The 19,588-nt window shown below is 65.3% G+C and carries 20 protein-coding genes and 2 pseudogenes; 14 read left to right on the forward strand and 8 right to left on the reverse strand.

The features are described from left to right. Positions 1-24: 24 nt before the first annotated feature. Positions 25-372: a DUF6221 family protein gene (locus PUN71_RS10995; protein WP_277798432.1), complete on the reverse strand. Its 348-nt coding sequence runs from the start codon at positions 370-372 to the stop codon at positions 25-27. Between the two features lie 197 nt (positions 373-569). On the opposite strand from PUN71_RS10995, the gene PUN71_RS11000 reads away from it, so the two are divergent. Both PUN71_RS11000 and PUN71_RS11005 read left to right on the forward strand, forming a co-directional pair. Further along, a complete protein-coding gene (locus PUN71_RS11000) occupies positions 570-1,352 on the forward strand; it encodes an EcsC family protein (protein WP_277798433.1) in 783 nt (260 codons plus the stop codon). 173 nt (positions 1,353-1,525) lie between these two features. Next, positions 1,526-2,143, forward strand: a complete 618-nt coding sequence (locus tag PUN71_RS11005) for a DUF4230 domain-containing protein (protein WP_277798434.1) — start codon at positions 1,526-1,528, stop codon at positions 2,141-2,143. Between the two features lie 435 nt (positions 2,144-2,578). Here PUN71_RS11005 and PUN71_RS11010 read toward each other — a convergent pair whose 3' ends face one another. The 3 genes and pseudogenes from PUN71_RS11010 to PUN71_RS11020 all read right to left on the reverse strand — a co-directional run. Beyond that, the gene (locus PUN71_RS11010; protein WP_277798435.1) at positions 2,579-3,295 is read right to left on the reverse strand and encodes a hypothetical protein; all 717 of its coding nucleotides are present in this window, start codon (positions 3,293-3,295) and stop codon (positions 2,579-2,581) included. Positions 3,296-3,528: 233 nt separating this feature from the next. Beyond that, complete coding sequence (locus tag PUN71_RS11015) at positions 3,529-4,095, reverse strand: GNAT family N-acetyltransferase (protein WP_349361809.1); 567 nt, start codon at positions 4,093-4,095, stop codon at positions 3,529-3,531. Between the two features lie 5 nt (positions 4,096-4,100). Next, positions 4,101-4,956: pseudogene (locus tag PUN71_RS11020) on the reverse strand (ribokinase); the annotation flags it as partial. 156 nt (positions 4,957-5,112) lie between these two features. On the opposite strand from PUN71_RS11020, the pseudogene PUN71_RS11025 reads away from it, so the two are divergent. Continuing rightward, positions 5,113-5,787: pseudogene (locus PUN71_RS11025) on the forward strand (MFS transporter); the annotation flags it as partial. 342 nt (positions 5,788-6,129) lie between these two features. Here PUN71_RS11025 and PUN71_RS11030 read toward each other — a convergent pair. Continuing rightward, positions 6,130-7,410 (reverse strand): GAF domain-containing protein, encoded by a 1,281-nt coding sequence (locus PUN71_RS11030; protein ID WP_277798436.1) that lies wholly within the window; start codon positions 7,408-7,410, stop codon positions 6,130-6,132. Between the two features lie 171 nt (positions 7,411-7,581). Here PUN71_RS11030 and PUN71_RS11035 point away from each other — a divergent pair, with 171 nt between their 5' ends. The 4 genes from PUN71_RS11035 (at position 7,582) to PUN71_RS11050 (ending at position 13,490) form a co-directional block, all read left to right on the forward strand. Then, the gene (locus tag PUN71_RS11035) at positions 7,582-9,381 is read left to right on the forward strand and encodes an NAD(P)/FAD-dependent oxidoreductase (protein WP_277798437.1); all 1,800 of its coding nucleotides are present in this window, start codon (positions 7,582-7,584) and stop codon (positions 9,379-9,381) included. Positions 9,382-9,395: 14 nt separating this feature from the next. Then, a complete protein-coding gene (locus PUN71_RS11040) occupies positions 9,396-10,451 on the forward strand; it encodes a 2,3-butanediol dehydrogenase (protein WP_277798438.1) in 1,056 nt (351 codons plus the stop codon). A gap of 457 nt (positions 10,452-10,908) precedes the next feature. Further along, entirely contained in the window at positions 10,909-12,069 is a 1,161-nt protein-coding gene (locus PUN71_RS11045; RefSeq protein WP_277798439.1) for a beta-propeller fold lactonase family protein, read from the forward strand. 167 nt (positions 12,070-12,236) lie between these two features. After that, positions 12,237-13,490 carry a S8 family serine peptidase gene (locus PUN71_RS11050; RefSeq protein WP_277798440.1) on the forward strand — a complete coding sequence of 418 codons (1,254 nt, stop codon included), beginning with the start codon at positions 12,237-12,239 and terminating at the stop codon, positions 13,488-13,490. Positions 13,491-13,525: 35 nt separating this feature from the next. On the opposite strand, the gene PUN71_RS11055 is transcribed toward PUN71_RS11050, so the two are convergent. Continuing rightward, positions 13,526-14,101 (reverse strand): HNH endonuclease, encoded by a 576-nt coding sequence (locus tag PUN71_RS11055; protein WP_277798441.1) that lies wholly within the window; start codon positions 14,099-14,101, stop codon positions 13,526-13,528. 261 nt (positions 14,102-14,362) lie between these two features. Here PUN71_RS11055 and PUN71_RS11060 point away from each other — a divergent pair, with 261 nt between their 5' ends. From PUN71_RS11060 to PUN71_RS11080, 5 genes are all read left to right on the forward strand, one after another. Further along, a complete protein-coding gene (locus PUN71_RS11060; protein ID WP_277798442.1) occupies positions 14,363-14,653 on the forward strand; it encodes an antibiotic biosynthesis monooxygenase family protein in 291 nt (96 codons plus the stop codon). A gap of 150 nt (positions 14,654-14,803) precedes the next feature. Beyond that, complete coding sequence (locus PUN71_RS11065) at positions 14,804-15,154, forward strand: PadR family transcriptional regulator (protein ID WP_277798443.1); 351 nt, start codon at positions 14,804-14,806, stop codon at positions 15,152-15,154. Between the two features lie 2 nt (positions 15,155-15,156). Continuing rightward, complete coding sequence (locus PUN71_RS11070; RefSeq protein WP_277798444.1) at positions 15,157-15,531, forward strand: DUF1048 domain-containing protein; 375 nt, start codon at positions 15,157-15,159, stop codon at positions 15,529-15,531. Positions 15,532-15,534: 3 nt separating this feature from the next. Next, complete coding sequence (locus PUN71_RS11075) at positions 15,535-16,308, forward strand: ABC transporter ATP-binding protein (RefSeq protein WP_277798445.1); 774 nt, start codon at positions 15,535-15,537, stop codon at positions 16,306-16,308. Further along, positions 16,305-17,069 (forward strand): ABC transporter permease, encoded by a 765-nt coding sequence (locus PUN71_RS11080; protein WP_277798446.1) that lies wholly within the window; start codon positions 16,305-16,307, stop codon positions 17,067-17,069. The genes PUN71_RS11075 and PUN71_RS11080 overlap by 4 nt, the downstream gene beginning before the upstream one ends. A 12-nt stretch (positions 17,070-17,081) precedes the next feature. On the opposite strand, the gene PUN71_RS11085 is transcribed toward PUN71_RS11080, so the two are convergent. Together PUN71_RS11085 and PUN71_RS11090 are read right to left on the reverse strand one after the other, a co-directional pair. After that, positions 17,082-17,384, reverse strand: a complete 303-nt coding sequence (locus tag PUN71_RS11085; protein ID WP_043454182.1) for a YciI-like protein — start codon at positions 17,382-17,384, stop codon at positions 17,082-17,084. Positions 17,385-17,466: 82 nt separating this feature from the next. After that, positions 17,467-18,129, reverse strand: a complete 663-nt coding sequence (locus PUN71_RS11090; protein WP_277798447.1) for a TetR/AcrR family transcriptional regulator — start codon at positions 18,127-18,129, stop codon at positions 17,467-17,469. A gap of 98 nt (positions 18,130-18,227) precedes the next feature. On the opposite strand from PUN71_RS11090, the gene PUN71_RS11095 reads away from it, so the two are divergent. Continuing rightward, complete coding sequence (locus PUN71_RS11095; RefSeq protein ID WP_277798448.1) at positions 18,228-18,677, forward strand: nuclear transport factor 2 family protein; 450 nt, start codon at positions 18,228-18,230, stop codon at positions 18,675-18,677. Then, complete coding sequence (locus PUN71_RS11100) at positions 18,674-19,564, forward strand: SDR family oxidoreductase (RefSeq protein ID WP_277798449.1); 891 nt, start codon at positions 18,674-18,676, stop codon at positions 19,562-19,564. The genes PUN71_RS11095 and PUN71_RS11100 overlap by 4 nt, the downstream gene beginning before the upstream one ends. Positions 19,565-19,588 lie beyond the last annotated feature (24 nt).

Raw genomic sequence — 19,588 nt, forward strand, 5'->3', positions numbered from 1 at the left:
TTGTGAGGCGGCTGCTCGCCGTGACTAAACATATGCTGCCCATTCTTTCTTGAAGTCAGGATGGTCTCTGTATGATGCGGCGAGACATCGGAGAATGTACGCGCTGAAAGGGGCCAGCTCGTCGTCGTGTTTTGCAGCGGCTTTGAGAATCTGCCCTTTTGCCGCGCAGTCGATGAGCACCTGCCGCGGGCTGTGTTTGTCAATGTGCCTGAATACTCGCCGTATTGCAGGGTCACGACCTGACGACAACTGTTCCGTAAAAGCCCACCAGCTAGCGTCTGTGGGGTGTGCTTCGGCAGCATAGCGTGCTCTGTCCTCTTCTTCCCTAATGCGGGCAAGTATGAATTCTCTGATGTCAACGTCCATGTCCATGCGAACCAGTCTTGCACTGTGAGTTGTTCACCCGACGACTGAAAATACCTAATCGCTCCGCTCGCGTGATTTCAGCCCATGAACTCGAGAGCAGCCCATTCCACTTACCTCGCTAACGACTTGTAGTTTGAGGCTGAATCCAAGGGAGTGCCGCTTCCGTTAGGTACACTCACGCAATAACTAAGAGAGGAACCGGTATGACCAGCACGAGCGCAGTTGAAGCTGAGGAAAAGGTCGTTGATCCTGAAGCCGAGGAATCTGCTACGGCTTCAGAACCCGAGGCTGAGGAAACGCCGACGACTACCGCCGAGAAGACGTCCAAACAGCTCTTGAAGTTGGTCGGCACTGTAATCGACACAGGTGTTGGGCCACTTACGGGGTCGATTGCATGGGCAGAGGATCGGTTGGCCCGCGTTCAAGGAGACCGGTACAAATCCAACGAGGAGTCGACGCGGAAAATTAGTCTGGAAGAGCGCGAGGACATCGATAAGGCGATCGCCAGGTTGGTCGTCGAATCGGTCCAAGCCGCAGGCGTGAACGGCTTCGTCACCGGCCTCGGCGGGTTCATCACATTGCCGGTTACCATTCCGGCGAATATGGCGGGCGCCCTTGTTATCAATGCACGGCTCGCCGCTGCAATCGCTTATCTCCGAGGCTATGACCCGAAGGATCCGCATGTCCGGACGGTAGTGACCCTCATCGCCGTCGGCTCGAACGCACAGCAGATCGCGAAAGCCGTTGGGGTTAAGGTTGGCCAGAAGATGGCAATAGAGGCGATCAAGAAACTCCCGATCGCGATAATTCGTGAGATCAACAAGAAAGCCGGCTTTATGCTGCTGGCAAAGTATGGCTCCAAGCGTGCGCTGGTGACCTTGGCGAAAGGCATTCCGTTTGTCGGAGGGGTAGTCGGCGGCGCGGTGGACGCGTCCATGACGAGCGTTATCGGGCGCACGTCACGATCGATGTTCCCAGCCGACTGATTGGCCTTTCTGGCTGCCAACTGGAATTGGCGCACGTAGATTTGCTGCCGCGTTCTGTGCGGAACGCGATCGAGCGGGCATTACACTAAGGCTGAGTAAACGCGTCCGGCACTCGCAGGAGAGCAGGGGTATAGGAACGGCCCCAGGGCGTTTCAAGGGGGAGAACGGGCCCGATGATCGCCAGGCTTTTAAAGAATGTTGCCTTGCTTGTGATTGGTGCTTTTGTGGCGCTGACGTTGACTGGGCTTAATGTTATGAACATCTTCGCGTCCAATCCGTTCAAGGTGAGCCAGGTCGACCGGAGCCAGCCTGTACTCCTGAAGTCTGTGCAGGATATAAGTCAGTTCCACTCTGCCGTGGGGAACTTTGAGGTGGTGCTCGACGTCGAGGAGGACGTCGACTGGTTGCCCGGATTCATTGCTGGCCAGCGGACGTTGTTTGTCGCGGCTGGCACCGTCAATGCTTACGTTGATTTTTCAGGTTTTGCTGGCCAAGATCTGACGCTGTCGCAGGATGGAAAATCTGTGACGATCAAGCTGCCTGAGCCGGCACTAGACAAGCCCAACCTCAACTTCGATCGGTCCTACATCTACGCTCAGGAGCGCGGTCTTGTTAACCGGGTCGTCGATTCTATCGAGACGCCTCAGCAGGAGAAGTTTTTCCAAGAGGCCGAAGCGAAGATGACTGCCGCCGCAGAGGAGTCGGAGCTTCGGAAGCGTGCTGCCGAGAATACTAAAGCCATGTTGACTGGCATGTTCGACGGGATGGGAATCCGAGCAACCTTCGTGTAGTCGCGTTCTTTTAAGAAAGCGACTGCTATCGCTGCAGTGGTCAGCAGGCGCTGGGTGTCTCGCCGTCGCGTAGGGCGCTATCCGACCACATATTGCCACCTCGTGGTTTCGACATCAAAAGCCGCGCTGCGATCGCAGCTCCTTCCGGTTCGGGTCCGGCTGGTACTGAACGTGCCGCCACGTAACTCTCTGCAGTGAACCCCTCGGGGCCTGCTGGAGAGCCCGCTACAGCTCGACCAGCACGTTGTTCCCGATGTCATTGGTGCCGGGCGCGGGTGATCTGTCAACTTGGCTGCGGCCTGATCTCGTACAGGATGCGCAGGCGGCTTGTCTCGAAGAATTGCAGACTGTTCAAGCGACAACGCACACTGACACGGGAAGGGCCAAAATCTTCTGTCCTCCTCCCCGACATCCGCTTCTTCTCACGGCGAGCCGCTAGCGGTTTATCGGATAGGGCCAATAGTCCTCCCTGTTTCCCATGAATTCGTCTGCGACAGAAACGAACTCCCGTCCTACATGTGCAACGGGTTGCCCGCATATTCGCGGAATCTGCTTGGGGCGCTTTTGCATCCTCTTTTGCCCTTCCTGCAGCGGGCGAATATCGGCAATATGGACGATGTTCGGGAATTTCCGCTGGTGTGTGCGAAGGAAATGTTGTGCGGCATTTCGGATACGCTCCATACGAAAACTAAACAATTCTTCTCTTGCTGGCCTCCAGCCGATTCCCGAACTAGCAAACTCCTCAAGCCATCGAAGGCTCATTGCTGACAGTTCCGCTTCTGCGAGCTCACTGGTTCCTCTCAACCATAGCTGCCAGGCATCTAGCAGGGCTGCAATACTTTCGGGGACTATCCTTCCCTCCCGGCCGTAGGTTTTGTCTAAAGCTGCCCAAAAGTCAAGACATCTTCGCGCATCGTTGCTGGCGTAGTGCCTTGTCTTACAAAGCCACTGGATTTCCGCGCTGATGATCGCGGGTAGGCGGTCACGAGTGGAGGGCGCATGGGAAGTAAATAGAGAAATACCATCTAGCACGTGGCTGAATATCGGGTCCGCTTGCGCCAGAGCAGCAAGCGTATCTATTTTTTGGGTGGGGACTTTTGAAGTCCGGGATCCGCTATGTCGGTGCGACCGGCCTCTGTTACGTGAAGCCATAACCGTCCTCGTGGCAAACCTGAATCTGCGATCGCTCTACCAGGCAAGGCTACAAATCCTACGTCATTATTTCCCCAGTATTCAGTACTTGTTCATCCTAAAAGCAAGTACCTGCCCGTCTCGGGTTTCCCTTATGGGCACATCTGGCAGTTAAAACTGCTAAGCCCGGTGTGATGGCTTAGAACCTATGCCTTGTCCTTTCTGCCTGGCAAATTAGCTGTGTCATTCCGGTTCTACGTCTGAACAGATTCGCTTCGCCGCCTGGCCTTAGCGCGGCCCGCGCCGGCAGATTCGGACGGCTCAGCCCTCTGTCGCCTACAGGCCCACCGTGAACACCCACAGCAGCACGTCCTCGCCCGGCACGTACCAGTCCCGCTCTGGAGCGCGGCGGAGCCCAGCGACCGGTAAAGGCTGTGGGCCCGAGTCATAAACGTGGCGCTGGCGATGCTGATCGCCTCGATCCCGGGCAGCCGCCGGGCGTGCTCCACCACCTCGCGCACCTCGGCCCGGCCCACGCCGCTGCCCTGGTGGTCAGGGTCCACCGCCAGCATCCGGAACTCCAGCTCCCCGTCCCGGGCGACCTCGCTATACGGCTCCCCGAAGAACGTCAGCATCACCGCCGCCACCACCTTCCCGGGGGCCTCCGCCACCCACACCTGCGCGTGCTCGGCACGGTGTTCGCCGTCCTCCAGCACGCTCATGTAGGGGTGGTCGGCGGCGAAGTGCCCGGCGCGGACGTAGGCCTCGCGGGTGATCCGCCGGACCTCCGGGAAGTCCGCCGGAACCGCCTGCCGGAACACGAGAAAGCGCCCGAAGCGGCAGCCGTCCGCTCCACGTAGTGGCCCAGCTGTGCCAAATCCGGCTGCGAGGACGGATCACCCAATGCGTCAGCACCCACGGCATTCTCCACGGCCAGGCCCGCGTGTAGTCCAGCCCGCTCTGCAGCGCAAGGACCAGGGCGGCGCAGAACGCGTCACCCGCGCCCACGGTGTTCGCCACGTCACCGCAACAGAAGGGGATTCGGCCACCTTCCGGCCGTGCTCGAACATCGCCGAGCCGTCCATGCCGTACGTCACCGCCACCAGGTTCGCTTCCGCGAGGGCGGGAATCAGGGCATACTCGCTCTCGTTGACGATCACCAGGTCGCACCGCTCCAGTAGATCCGCCAGCAAGTCCATGGCCGGCGCCGCGTTCAGCACAAAGAACCCGGGCGCCTTCCGCGCCGCCTCCAGCACGACGGGTATACCGACCTCCAGCTGGCACAGCACCGCCTCGTCCGGGCCGAACTCCACACCGTCCAGCGACAGGTGCGAGTTGGCGCCCGGGCACACGACGATCTGGTTCTCGCCCTCGCGGTCCACCACGATCAGCGCGGTCCCGGTCGGCTCCGGCAGGACGGCAACGCCGGCGATGTTCACTCCGGCAGCCGCCAGGGCCTCCAGCATCGTGCGCCCCTGCGCATCGTCACCCACCGCGCCCACCATCCTTGCGGAACCGCCCAGACGGGCTGCGGCCGCGGCCTGGTTGACGCCCTTGCCGCCGGGCTGCTCGGACAGCACTGCTCCGCCGATGGTTTCGCCCGCGGTCGGAAGCCGCTCTGCGGTGGCGATCAGGTCCGAGTTGATGCTGCCGACCACGGCGACAGGAAGTGCATTACTCATGGGAAGTCTCTCTGCGGGGTGCCGGCGAAGCGGCCGGTTAGAGAAGAAAGGCAGCTCATGGTTGTACACGCAAATTATACCTGGTTGTATAACAACTCGACGCTTACCCCGCGACACGGTCGCCACCCCCAACCTGCTCGAACAAAGGAGTTTGATGTGAACACCCCAACCCCCGCCCCGGCCGCCCCGCCCGCGGAGGCCGCTGCCGCCGTCGTACTTCCCGGCGAGGCCGCCAAGCTCTCCGGCCGCCGCGCCGCCCTGCTGATTTCCACCCTGCTGCTGGGCGTGCTGTCCTTCCAGCTCAACGCCAGCATGGTCACCCCTGCACTGCCGCAGATCGCCGCCGAGTTCGGCCAGGGCGCCGACAGCGCCGCCCCCGTACAGTCCATGTTCTTCCTCGCCGGCGCCATTGCCGGGCCCGTCATCGGCCGGTGGAGCGACTTCATCGGCCGCCGCGCCGCGCTGCTCCTGGTCCTCGGCATCATGGGCGCCGGCACCATCCTCTGCATGACCGCCCCCACGCTGCCGCTGCTGGTCACCGGCCGGTTCCTGCAGGGCGTCTCCAGCGCCGTCTTCGCCCTGGCCTACATCGTGCTCAGCGAGAACCTGCAGGCCAAGGTCTTCGGCACGTCCGTGGGCATCATCGCCGCCATCAACGGCGGAATCGGCGGCGTGGACGGCTGGGTGGGCGGCCTCACGGCCGAGACCCTGGGCTTCCGGTCCATCTTCGTGGTGGTGCTGGTTCTGACGGCGGTGGCCGCCCTGTGCATCCTCCGCCTGGTCCCCGCCGGCCGGCCTTCCGGCATCCGCGGCGCGATGGACTGGTGGGGCTTCACCTCGAGCGTCTGGCCGGCACCGGCGAGAACCTCCTCGAGGGGCGGATGCGTTGGATGCCGATGCAGGGGAAGTGTGTTCGAGATGAAGCGTCCGACGCCGCGGCGCTCCCTGATGAGGCAGTCCTCCTCGAGCAGCATGAGGGCCTCGGGGGCATGGTGCGGCTGACCGTCACGTCGGCGCCAAGTTCGGTCTCGGCGGGAGCATGGAGCCGGGAGTGAGGAGCCGTTGCGGGTGTCTTCGGCAATCCGCGAGTACACCGCCGTTCGCAGCGGTGACCGCGGTTCGGCCACCGGCTCCTTCCATCAGCAGTCTTCTACTGACCCAGGGGCCGTCAGTTCAACTACCGGAGGATGCGCGAAACGCGAGGTACCGGGCATCGGCGCGTCCCACAAGCTGGCCGAGGGCTTCCACCGCGCGGGGATCGCGGGAGCCCATGTCCGTGGAAAGCCACCGCACCAGCAGCCTTGCATCCCCGCTGGAGCGCACAGCCGCTCCAACAGCCAAATCCAGCTGGTCCCGTAGTAGCTGCACGGCCAGAACCCCAGACCGGCTAAGCAGGGGAGCCGTGTACGCCTCAAGGGCCTCAGCCATGAGGCCCTCCCGCAGCAGACCCAGCACACGCCCCGAATCCGAACACCCGGCCAAACCGGCAGCAAGGCGGTATGGGTTCGACTCCACAGCGTCGCCCAGCAGCGACCGGACCCGGAACATCTCGGTCCGGATGGCCTGCGGCGTTCCCGCATCACCGTGGAGTTCGTACGCCAATTCGTCGGCGCTCCATCCCTGCGACCGGGAATCCAGCAGCGCAAGGATCTCCGCCCGGCGCAGCGTCAGCGGCATCCGGCTCCCATCGGCAAGCACCGCGGCAGGTCGGTCCCCAAGCAGTTCCAGCGACGAAACCGCAGCACCAGGCAGACGCACACCCCGCCGCGCCCCAAGCCCGGAAGGTAAGGTACCCAAGGAGGCGCCGCCGTCGGACGTTCCCAGCAGCGACTCCGCCACGCGGACCGCGCACCGCACCATCCGCAGCGTGTCCGCGTTGATGCTGTTCAGCGGTCCGGAGACGTCCAGTACACCCAGCAGCGCACCCGTCAAAGGGTCCGTGATGGGCGCCGCCGTGCAGGCCCAGTCGTGGTGGGTGCGGACCAGATGCTCGGCGGAGAACAGCTGCACCGGCCCGCCGGTGACCAGCGCCTCGCTGATCGCGTTGGTGCCGATCCCCGCCTCGGACCAGTCCGCCCCCTCCGAGAACTCCAGCCGGTCCGCCCGCCGCAGCGCCTCCCGGCTGCCCACCCGCCACAGGATCTCACCGGTGGCGTCGGTGAGCACCAGCAGGTGCCGGCCGGAACTCGAATCGTCGGCCAGCAGGTCCTGCAGCGCCGGCATCACCTGCTGCAGCCGGTGCTCCCGCCGCAGCTGCAGCACCTCGGCCGGATCGTGCAGGTGCCGGGGGCTGTGCTGGTCCGGGCTGATGCCCAGCGCCATGGACCGGCGCCACGACTCCGCCAGCGGCACAGGGATCTCCGGGCGGGGGACACCGGAGATGACCAGCTCGTGCGCGCGGCGCAGGGCACGCGCGTACTTCGCCGGGTCCGAGAACCTCAGGCCGTAGTCCACCGTCTCCTCCTCACCGCCGGCGTCCTTGCCGGCAGTGCCCGTGTAACGCGCTTGTTACCCCCGCCGCGTTCCAATAGTGATGCAGCTCACGCCCGCCCCAGCATACCGCAGGGACCCCGGCGGGCGGGGGCGGCCCGGACCACCTGAGGGACCGCACACAAAGGAGTGGAGATGACCGAAACACCCACCGCCGCCGCGCAGGCCTGGCTGGCCAGCCTGGACGGCGCGCTGCAGCGCCGCGACGTGGACGCCGCGCTGGACCTCTTCGAGGACGAGAGCTACTGGCGCGACTTCGTGGCCTTCACCTGGAACCTGAAGACGCTGGAAGGCAAGGCGGACATCCGCCGGATGCTCGACGCCACGCTAGACCACGTGCACCCCGCCAACTGGGCGCTCGCGGAGGACGCCACCGGCAGCGCCGCCGCCGACGGGACCGTGGAAGCCTGGATCACGTTCGAAACCGGCGCCGCCCGCGGCTATGGCCATCTCCGGCTGCGGAACGGCAAATGCTGGACGCTGCTCACCACCATGCAGGAGCTGAAGGGCTTCGAGGAGAAGAAGGGCGCGCGCCGCGAGCAGGGCGTGGCCCACGAGATCATCCGCGGCCGCCGCTCCTGGAAGGAGCTCAAGGAGGAGCAGGAGGCGCGGCTCGGCTACGACGAGCAGCCCTACTGCGTGATCATCGGCGGTGGGCAGGGCGGCATCGGCCTCGCGGCGCGGCTGCGGCGGCTGGGCGTGCCCACCATCGTGATCGAGAAGAACCAGAACCCGGGCGACTCCTGGCGCAACCGCTACAAGTCCCTGCACCTGCACGACCCCGTCTGGTACGACCACCTGCCCTACCTGAAATTCCCGGACGACTGGCCCGTCTTCGCCGCCAAGGACAAGATCGGCGACTGGCTGGAGCACTACACCCGCATCATGGAGCTGAACTACTGGTCCGGCACCGAGTGCGTGGGCGCGGAGTACGACGACGGCACGCAGGAATGGGCGGTTAGCGTCCTCCGCAACGGGTCGCCTGTGACGCTGCGGCCCAAGCAGCTGGTCTTCGCCCTGGGCGTCTCCGGCTACCCGAACATCCCCGCGTTCGACGGCGCGCAGTCCTTCCTGGGCGAGCAGCGGCACTCCTCCCAGCACCCCGGCGGCGGGGACTGGACCGGGAAGAAGGCCGTGGTGATCGGCTCCAACAACTCCGCGCACGATATCTGCGCCGACCTCTGGGAGCACGGCGCCGACGTCACCATGGTCCAGCGCTCCTCCACCCACATCGCCCGCAGTGAATCCCTGATGGACCTGGCGCTGGGGGACCTGTACTCGGAGAAGGCCCTGGCCAACGGGGTGACCACGGAGAAGGCCGACCTGCTGTTCGCGTCCCTGCCCATGCGCATCCTGCCCGGGGCCCAGGTGCCCGTGTACCGGGAGATGGCCAAGCGGGACGCCGAGTTCTACTCCCAGCTGGAGGCCGCCGGGTTCGAACTGGACTTCGGCGTGGACAGCTCCGGCCTGTTCCTGAAGTACCTGCGGCGCGGCTCCGGCTACTACATCGACGTCGGCGCCTCCCAGCTGATCATCGACGGCCGGGTGAAGCTGAAGAACGGGCAGGTCGCCAAGATCACCGGCAACGCCGTGGTGATGGACGACGGCACCGAACTGGAGGCCGACCTGATCGTCTACGCCACCGGCTACGGGTCCATGAACGGCTGGCTCGCGGACCTGGTCTCGCCCGAGATCGCGGACCGGGTGGGCAAATGCTGGGGCTACGGCTCGGACACGCCAAAAGACCCTGGCCCGTGGGAGGGGGAGCTGCGCAACATGTGGAAACCAACCAACGTCCCCAACCTCTGGATTCACGGCGGCAACCTGCACCAGAGCCGGCACTACTCCTCCTACCTGGCGCTGCAGCTCAAGGCCCGGATGGAGGGGCTGGAGACGCCGGTGTACGAACTGCAGCCCAGCCACCACACCCGCTAAAGGAAGAGCCCATCATGAAGGCAGCACGATTCCACGCCCGCAAGGACATTCGCATCGAGGACGTCCCGGAACCGGACCTCCGTGCAGGGGCGGTGAAGATCGACGTCGCGTGGTGCGGCATCTGCGGCACCGACCTGCACGAGTTCCTGGAAGGGCCCATCTTCTGCCCGGCGCCCGGCCATCCGCACCCACTGTCCCACGAAGAATCCCCGGTGACCCTGGGGCACGAATTCTCCGGGACTGTCTCCGAAGTCGGCGAAGGGGTGACGGGCCTGGCGAAGGGGGACAACGTCGTCGTCGAACCCTATTTTGTGGACGGGAGCTGCGACATGTGCCAGGCGGGCAGCTACCACCTGTGCCGGCAGATGGGCTTCATCGGGCTGTCCGGCGGCGGGGGAGGGCTGAGCGAGAAGATCGTGGTGGACGCCCGGTGGGTGCACCCTATCGGGGACATTCCGCTGGACGAGGCGGCGCTGATCGAGCCGCTGTCCGTGGCGCACCACGCGGTGGCGCGCAGCGGCGTGAAGACCGGCGACACCGCGCTGGTGGGCGGTTCCGGGCCCATCGGGCTGCTCACCGCCGCCGTCCTCAAGGGCATGGGGGTGACCACGATCATCAGCGAGCTCACCGCGGCGCGCAAGGAGAAGGCCACCTCCAGCGGCGTGGCCGACCACGTCCTGGACCCCAGCCAGGAGGACGTCCCGGCCCGCGTGCGGGAGCTCACCGGGGGTGCGGGCGCCGACGTCGCGTTCGAATGCGCCGGAGTGAACGCGGTGCTGGACACCATGCTCGACGCCGTCCGGCCCGGTGCCGCGGTGGTCAACGTGTCCATCTGGGGCGCGCCCGCCACCGTGGACATGCAGAAGCTGGTGCTGAAGGAGATCGACCTGCGCGGCACCATCGCCTACGTCCGCGACCACCCCGCCGTCATCAAAATGGTGCAGGAGGGCAAGGTGGACCTCAAGCCGTTCATCACCGGCCGGATCGCGCTGGAGGACCTGGTGGAGCAGGGCTTCGACACCCTCATCAACCACAAGGACACGGCGGTGAAGGTGCTGGTGCACCCGTAGAGAGCGGTGGGCGGACGCCCGGCAGGGAAGGAAGGACGACGGCGGGACGCCCGTGCCGTCGTCGTCCCGCCTACCCTGCCTGCTGTCCAATGCCCGGGCAGCCGGAAAAATAGCAAGGGACATTTCCCCCTACCTGGCCCGGCCTCGCCTGCGGAAGATTGCCCCCATGAAGAACCTCGTGCCCGCCAGTCCCGCCGCACTCTCAGCTGGTTAATAGACTCCGCTCCCGCCGTTTTTCAGCCAGCCTTCAAAGGGGCTTCCGAAGTCCGCACGCTCCACAACAGAATTTGCACTTCAAACAGGGGGAAACGCGATGCAGCTACTCCATACGGGCTGGCGATACCAGGGTCCACCTTCATCAGCTGCGCGCCGTCGCGGCCGGGGCCTGGGCGTCCTCGGTATCATTCTGGCGGCCATCGCGCTGGTCGGCCCTTTCCCTGCATACGCTGCGGCCACGGTGACCTCAACGATCCCGGTCGGTCCAAGCCCCAGGGAGGTGGCGTTCGCCCCGGACGGGTCGAAGGCCTACGTCACCAACTGGGAGTCCGGCACGGTGTCCGTCATCGACGTGGCTTCGGGCACGGTGACGTCCGCCATCCTGGTTGGGTCGTCTCCACTCGGTGTGGCTGTGGCCCCGGACGGGTCGGTTGCCTATGTCACCAGCGGCGATTCCGACAAGGTCTCCGTTATTGATGTCGGCTCAGGCACGGTCACTTCCACGATCCCGGTCGGGTCGGGTCCGATCGGCGTTGCGTTTGCCCCGGACGGGTCGACAGCCTACGCCACCAGCGGCGACGGCCGTTCCGGCACGGTGTCGGTCATTGATGTGGCCTCGGGCGCGGTGAGCTCCACGATCCCGGTGGGACCGCTTCCGAACGCCGTCGCGTTCGCGCCCGACGGGTTGACGGCCTACGTCACCAATGGGCAGGATTCCAACCAAGTGTCGGTCATCGATGTCGCTGCGGGCAGGATGACGTCCACCATCCCGGTCGGGTCTTCTCCCACGGACGTTGCCTTCACCCCGGACGGATCCACGGCCTACACCGCCAACAACGAGGGCGACTCTGTGTCGGTCATCGATGTGGCCGCCGGTGCGGCCACCTCCACCATCCCGGTCGGGTGGGCCCCGGACGGCATTGCGGTGTCCCCGGACGGGTCCACAGCCTATGTCACCAACTCCGGGGCCGACACGGTGTCGGTCATCGATGTCGCGTCGGGCGCGGTGACCTCCACGGTCCAGGTCGGGTCGCATCCGGAAGGTATTGCGGTCTCTCCGGACGGGTCCGCTGTCTACGTGGTCAATACCTTTTCCAACACGGTGTCCGTCCTCACCGTGGACGCGGCACCACTCGTCTTCACCGCGGCCACACCGCCCACTAAGGCGAACACCCGCACGGCCTATACCTACACGTTCGCCGCCACAGGTTCCCCTACCTTCCATGTTTCCTCCGGTGCTCTGCCGGCAGGCCTCAGCCTGGACGGCGCCACGGGAATCCTGTCCGGCACCCCCACCAGGGCCGGCAAGTTCACCTTCAGGGTGACCGCCAGCAACGGCGTCAGCCCCGACGCGGTCACGGACCGCATCACCATCACCGTGACCAAGGCGAAGGCCCGCTGAGCGAACCACGGCGCCAGGGCCTGACCCACATATAGGAGGACGACGACGGGAGGCGGGTGCCGCCGTCGTCCTTCCGTGCGTGCCTGGCCGGCCAAGCGTTGGTCCGAAAGGATTTCAAGGGGCCTTTCCCCCTATCCAGCGGGGCTGCGCGCGCGGAAGATAACCCCATGAAAAAGCTTGTGCTGGCGGGCTTCGCCGCCCTTCTCATGGTCATTGGCACCCTGCTGGGCGCTGTCGCCCCTGGCAACGCCGCGGCCGACCCGTCCATCACGGCGGGCCAGATCCTCGTAAAGTTCCGGGACAACACCGCGGCCGCTGGCATCCTCCGGGCTTTCGGGCTGACTGATGGGCCCGGCGTCGGCAGCACGGGGGCCCACCTGATCACGGTGCCGGACGGGAAGGAGCTGCAGCTCGTCGATGCCCTGGGCCGGAACCCGATGGTCGAATATGCAGAACCGGACTTTGTGGTCACCCCGGCCTCGGACGACACCTACTTCTCCCGGCAGTACGCCCTGCAAAACACGGGCCAGTCGTTCACGAACACCGCCGGAACGGTGACTGTCGCCGCAGGCAAAGACGACGCCGACGTGGACGCCGTCGAGGCCTGGACCGTCACCACCGGCACGGGCATCAAGGTGGCCGTGCTCGATTCCGGCGTCGCCACCGACAACCCCGACATCAACCCGAAGGTGGTGGCGCGGACCAACTTCACCACGTCCAGAAGCAACGACGATAACTACGGCCACGGAACGCACGTCGCCGGGATCGTCGCCGCGACTGCCAACAATGGCATCGGAGTCGCCGGCGTGTGCCCTGGATGCACCATCCTCGCCGGAAAGATCCTCAGCGACACCGGAGCGGGATCCAGCTCGGGCCTCGCCAACGGCATCAACTGGGCGGTCAACAACGGTGCGAAGGTCATCAACATGAGCCTGGCGGTCGGCACGTCAACGACGCTGGAAACCGCGGTCAACAACGCCTGGAACGCGGGCGTAGTGCTCGTTGCCGCGGCCGGGAACGGGAGCAACACCACCATGATGTACCCGGCCGCATACCCCAACGTGATTGCCGTAGGGGCAACGGACAACAATGACAAGAAGGCATCGTTCTCCACCTACGGTGCATGGGTGGATGTGGCTGCACCCGGAGTCAGCGTCTACTCGACCTTCCCCAACCACCGGTTCACTCTGGCGAGGGAATACAACCGGTCCCAGGGGTACGACATCGGCAGCGGCACATCGATGGCCTCACCGATTGTTGCTGCCGTCGCCGCGCTCGCCCGAAGTGCCAACCCCGGTGCCACCAACGCAGACATCCGCGCCAAGGTCGAGTCCACCACCGATCCCGTCGGTGTTATCGGCAGCGACTGGGCGCACGGCAGGGTGAACGCCTGCAAAGTGGTCGTGGCGCAGGGTTGCTGACAACCGTTCACCAGGTCGGGCCGTCGCCGGCCCTGTCACGGAAGAGGCTGGCGTTCGCCCACGCTGACCGACGACGACGGCGGCAGGTACTCCCGCCGTCGTCGTTCCATCCTGCGCTGCTGACCGGGAGACGGGACCCGGGCACGTTTTGCGCGGTTGCACCTGGCGCAGGCAGCCACGAAGTTCTGCAGGCTGGTGGACCCACCCTTGGACCAGGGATAGAAATGGTCGCCATGCTCGGCGGGACGGCCACAGCGACGACCGAACCCCGCTTCCAGCTCACACAGCCCACCTGCGCGGGCCATTCCTTCGCGACGTTGCTGGCGGGTGAAACGGCGCACGGGATCGCGGCGCCTGACATCCCGGCTGGTGACGACGGCTGCGGTGATGCCCAGCACGACGGCGGCCACACCCGGCAGGACAGCTGCGGCGACGACCCCGTCAAACAAACCCCGCAACAGGTCCGCGGGGGAGGACGGCCCGGCTCCGGGAAGTGGTTTTGCCTTTGCCATCAGAGCCGTCATCACAGAGATGGCGAGCCACACCAGCACCACTGAGTACGCCAAACGAAGTCCCTGCCGGGTCCAGTAGATGCGTCCGAGTTCTGGCATCGATTCCCCCATTCCGATCCACCGGAAGCACAATTCTCCCGGTTGCCTAGGGGAATCGTAAACCTCCGGCCCCCAGTGAAGCGCCAGCCTGCGCTGGCCTCGCCAGCGCAGGCTCCAGCGGGCAACAGCATCGGCAGCCGGGATGCCGCGCTGGAACCAAGCCCTGACTTTAGACCCTTGTTTTCGGTGGTCTTCCGGGACCTGACTAAAGGGAGGAGTTGGGCTCTTGCCGCTCCGGTCACATCCCAAGGGAGGAAAACCATGTTCGCCAGGATCAGTACCTACAAGACCGGCCCCGATACCCGCAGGGACAATCCCACCGACGAGGTCGTGAACAGCGTGCTCCAGCTTCCGGGATGCAAGGGCGTCTACTACCTGAACGGAACGGGCACGGACAACGCCCTCTCCATCACGCTCTGGGAAACGAAAGAAGCGATGGAGGCCAGCCGGCAGGCGGCCAGCCGGATCCGGGAAGAGAGCAGCCAGGCGGACAGGACCCAGATCGTCTCCGTGGAAGAATTCGAAGTTACGGCCAGCAGCCTCAAAGACTGAGCCGGCCGACAAATTGGCCGATCTTCCCGCACTCGAAGCCGCCCATGAGCCCCTCTCCTCGGTCACCACTATTCAGTATTGCTGACTACCGGTACTCATGCTTACTATGTACCGGTAGTCAGTAACGCGGAGTAGCTAAAGAGGGTTCCGATGGGCAAGCAGATGACAGAAATGCTCAAGGGCACGCTGGAGGGTGTTGTCCTGGCAATCTTGGCCACCCAGCCTGCATATGGCTACGAGATTACGGCCCGGCTCCGTGACCAGGGCTTCTCCGACATCGTCGAGGGCACCATTTACGCCCTGCTGGTCCGGATAGAGCAGCGCGGCCTCGTCGACGTGGAGAAGGTCCCGTCAGAGAAGGGCCCCCCACGCAAGGTGTATTCGCTGAATGCGCAGGGCCGTGAGTACCTCGAGGAGTTCTGGAGGGCGTGGAGCTTCCTCGCGGAACGGATCGAACACCTTCACCACCACACCGAATCCCAGCAGGAAAAAGGAGCCTAATCGTGGCTGCAAAATGGATCGAGGCCGTTACGGGCTCGCTGGAACAGAAGAAGCAGTACAAGCAGGACAAGGCCCGCATCGAGGCCCTCCCCGAACCGTACGCCACGGCGGCAACGGCAATGCACCGGTACCTCATGTATTACGGCGGCGTCACCGATGGGGACACGCTCATGACCATGTTCGGCGACCTGGCCGACCTGTGGGAACGGGCCGCCATCGACGGGACGCCGGTGCGCGCGATCGTCGGCGAGGACCCGGTGGAATTCGCGGAAACGTTCGCGCAGGCCTACTCCGGCAAACAGTGGATCGACAAAGAGCGCGAACGTCTCCGCCAGGCAATCAACACAGCCGACGGTGTCAGCGGGAACGGGAGCTGACCCATGGTCCCTGTCCAGGCCCCCGGGCCGGCCATCCGGGTTCAGGGCATCGAGAAATCGTTCAAGGACGTGCAGGTCCTCACGGGAGTCGATTTCGAGGTCGCCGCCGGGAGCATCTTCGCGCTGCTCGGCTCAAACGGAGCGGGCAAGACGACGCTGGTGCGGATCCTTTCGACGCTGCTGACAGCGGACGCCGGCAGTGCCACCGTGCACGGTTTCGACGTCACAGCCAATCCCGGCGAAGTGCGTGAATCGATCAGCCTTACCGGCCAGTTCGCCGCCGTGGATGAGGTGCTGACCGGCCGGGAAAACCTGGTGCTCATCGCAAAGCTCCGCCACCTGAACGACCCCGCCACCATCGTCGCTGGCCTGCTCGCCCGATTCTCGCTCGGCGAGGCGGGGGACCGCAAGGCGTCAACGTACTCTGGCGGCATGCGCCGCCGGCTCGACATTGCCATGAGCCTGATCGGAGACCCTCCGGTCATCTTTCTCGACGAACCAACCACCGGCCTGGACCCGCAGGCGCGGATCGAGGTGTGGCAGACGGTCAAACAACTCGCCACCAGCGGCACCACGGTCCTCCTGACCACGCAATACCTCGACGAGGCGGAGCAGCTCGCCGACCGGATCGCGATCCTCCACCAGGGCCGGATCATCCAGAACGGCACCCTCGCCGAGCTCAAGCAGCTCCTCCCGCCGGCCAAGGTCGAGTACATCGAGAAACAGCCCTCCCTCGAGGACGTGTTCCTGGCCCTTGTAGGAAAGGAATCCCGATGACCGCCCATGCTCTCGGTGACACCGGCGTACTGACTGTCCGCTCGCTTCGCCACATCCTTCGCAGCCCCGACACGATCATCACTACTGCCATCACCCCGATCGCGCTGATGATGCTGTTCGTGTACGTGTTTGGCGGCGCAATCAATACCGGATCCGGCGGGTCCTACGTCAACTACATGCTTCCCGGCATCCTGCTCATCACGATCGCATCCGGCATTGCCTACACCGCGTACAGGCTGTTCCTGGATCTGCAGGGCGGAATCTTCGAGCGCTTCCAGTCCATGCCAATCGCGAGGTCCAGCGTGCTCTGGGCGCATGTGCTCACCAGCCTGGCCGCGAATATCGTCTCGGGGGTGGTCGTCATCGGCGTGGCGCTGACCATGGGGTTCCGTACCGGAGCGTCGGTGGCGGCATGGCTGGGCGTCGCGGGCCTCCTGACCCTGTTTACCCTCGCCCTGACCTGGATCGCCGTGATCGCCGGCCTCTCCGCGAAGACCGTGGACGGGGCCAGCGCCTTCAGCTACCCGCTCATCTTCCTGCCCTTCATCAGCTCGGCCTTCGTGCCCACCGACTCGATGCCAGGCCCGGTCGCCTGGTTCGCCCGCAACCAGCCGGTCACCTCCATCGTGAACACCATCCGGGCCCTGTTCACACAGCAGCCGGTTGGCGCTGACATCTGGACGGCACTGGTATGGCTCCTCGGCATACTCGCGGTCGGCTACGCCCTCGCGACGGTCATCTACCGCCGCAAGATCAGCTGAGGTTCCCTGGGCTCAGGGACGGACAGGCGTCGCCGCGTCGTTTCCGAGCACGGTTGTCCACTTGCTGGCGGTCCACGACGTCACCACGCCGTTGATGACGTAAGGGTCTGCGGCTGCAAAGGCCTTCGCCGCATCGAGTGCGTTGTCGCCGGTGAAGATCAGCAGTCCTTTGAACGGTCCTTCGCCGGCGGCCCCGCCCAGCAGAAGCTCCCCACGTTCGACTGCTTCCCAACCCGCCCGAAGGTGGTCTGCGCGGTACTTTTCGCGGGTTTCAAGGTAGTTGTCCTCGTAGGTGTACTCCAGTACAGCGTGCATGCGTGACCGTCCCTTTCCTATAGGGGTAGTGCCGGCTGATAGAAGTAGGTTACCCACTCGAATGCAGCCCGAGACGGCAGCGTCAACCCTCCGGCAGCAAGTTGGCGGCCAGCGTGCGGGCAACGAGACGGCCGAACCGCTCAGCCGTCCATCCGCGCTTGATGACCATGGTCTCGTAAAGTTCGGCCGAGGTGCTCATGAAGAAGACGTCGGCCACCTCCTCCGCCGTCAGGCCCGGCCTCAGGAATCCCCGCCCGAGCACCTGGTGCGCGTTGTGCAGCATACGCCGGTAGCGCTCCTCGTCCACATCGCGCAGCAGCCCGGCCATGTCCTGGTCCCCGCTCGCCGCGGCGTCCCGGATGAGGAGGTAGACCGGAGAACCGAGCGGGCTGATCTCGGTCACAAACTGCCCGAACTGCTCCATGAGTTCGCGGGGGTCAGTGGCCGTCGCCTGGGCGCGGTCCGACCGTTCCTCCGCCGGTGGGCCGCCGGCACCAAGCAGGCTCTGTTCGTAGATGGCCCGCACAAGCCCCGGCTTGCCGCCGAAACCCTTGTAGACGGACTCCTTGGAGACGTCGGCGGCGTGGGCGATAGCGGCGATAGTGGTCCGGCCGTATCCGTGGGCCAGGAACAACGTGCGGGACTCGGCGAGCACCCGCTTCCTCGACTGACCGGCCGCTTCCTGGCGGCGCCGTGCGTCGTACCTGCGGGAGCGGGCCGGCGAACCATTGACCGCGGGTCCCATCGGGCTTAAGCTCCTCGTATCAGTTGAATACAGCTGACTGTATCAAATTCCAGCGTACCAGCCTCTCCGCCTCCCGCGACGTAACCAAGGAGCAGATCATGGACGCATCAGGACTCCACCGCGTCCCCGAAGGCCCGGTCCGGCGCATGCTGGCGGCAGCCAACCGCCACGACCTCGAAGCCATGGTGTCCGAGTTCGCCGAGGACTACCGGAACACCACCCCCGTCCACCCCGCCCGCAGTTTCACAGGCTCCGCGCAGGTCCGGAAGAACTGGACGGCACTCTTCGCCGGCCTGCCGGACCTCGCCCTCACCGTCCACGACGCAGCCACCGGCCCGGACGGCAAAATCTGGGTTGAGTGGAGCAACCGCGGCACGCGCCCGGACGGATCCGTGCAGCGCGCCGCCGGGGTCTCCATCCTCACCGTGCGCGATAACCGGATCGCCGCGGCCCAGTTCTACCTTGAACCGGTGGACCGCGATTCCGGCGACGTGGACGACGCCATCAGCGAGGCGCTCCACGGAACGGCTGGAGGTGACAGGCCGTGATCCTCGTCGTCGGCGGCACCGGCCGCCTGGGCCGCGCCATGGTGCCCCTGCTCCGTGCCGCCGCGCACCAGGTCCGCATCATGGCCCGCGGCGCGTCCCAGCCCTTCCCGCAGTCGGCGGGCGACGGCGTCGAACTCTTCCGTGGCGACCTCACCTCAGACACCGACTGCCAGGCAGCCGTGGCTGGCTGCACGGACGTGGTGTTCGCGGCCTCCGGCTTCGGCGCCAAGGACACCGACCCACGCACGGTTGACCGCGACGGCGCCATCCGCCTGGTCCATGCGGCGGCCGCAGCCGGGGTGCGGCACATGGTGATGATGTCCATGCACGGCGCTGCCCCCGATGGGCCCATCGAGTACTTGCGCTGCAAGGCTGCTGCCGAGGATGCGCTCCGCTCGTCCGGCATGGACTGGACCATCATCAGGCTGGGCGCACTCCTGGAGCAGCGGCTGGAGATCATGAGGGGCCCGCTCGAGAGCAAGGGCAAGGTGCCGGTGTTCGGCTCGGGGACCGCTCCGGTGACGTATACCTCGGTCCGGGACGCGGCCGCCGTCGTGGTCCGGGCCATCGGCGACCCCGCGCTGCGCAACCGCGTCATCGACTGGGGCTCGCAGACGCTGACGGCGAACCAGATCGCGGAAGCGGTGCTTGGCCGGGCCGGCCATGGATCCGTGCAACGGATTCCGGCCGCCGCCATCCGGGTGCTTTCGGCTGCCGCGCGCCCGTTCTCACCATTCTTCGCCAGGATTGCAGGGGCGGCGGTCTGGGAAGACTCCGGGGCAGCCGCGTTCCAGTTCGGGGCGCCGCGGGACGAGTTCCCGGACATCCCGGTCACCGGGCTGCAGCAGGTCCTTGAGGGTGCGGGCGGGAGCGGGCGTCCGGCATAGCCGCGTCGGGGGAATGGGGCCCGG

This window comes from Arthrobacter sp. NQ7 (assembly GCF_029581595.2).
Classification (GTDB): Bacteria; Actinomycetota; Actinomycetes; order Actinomycetales; family Micrococcaceae; genus Arthrobacter; species Arthrobacter phenanthrenivorans_B.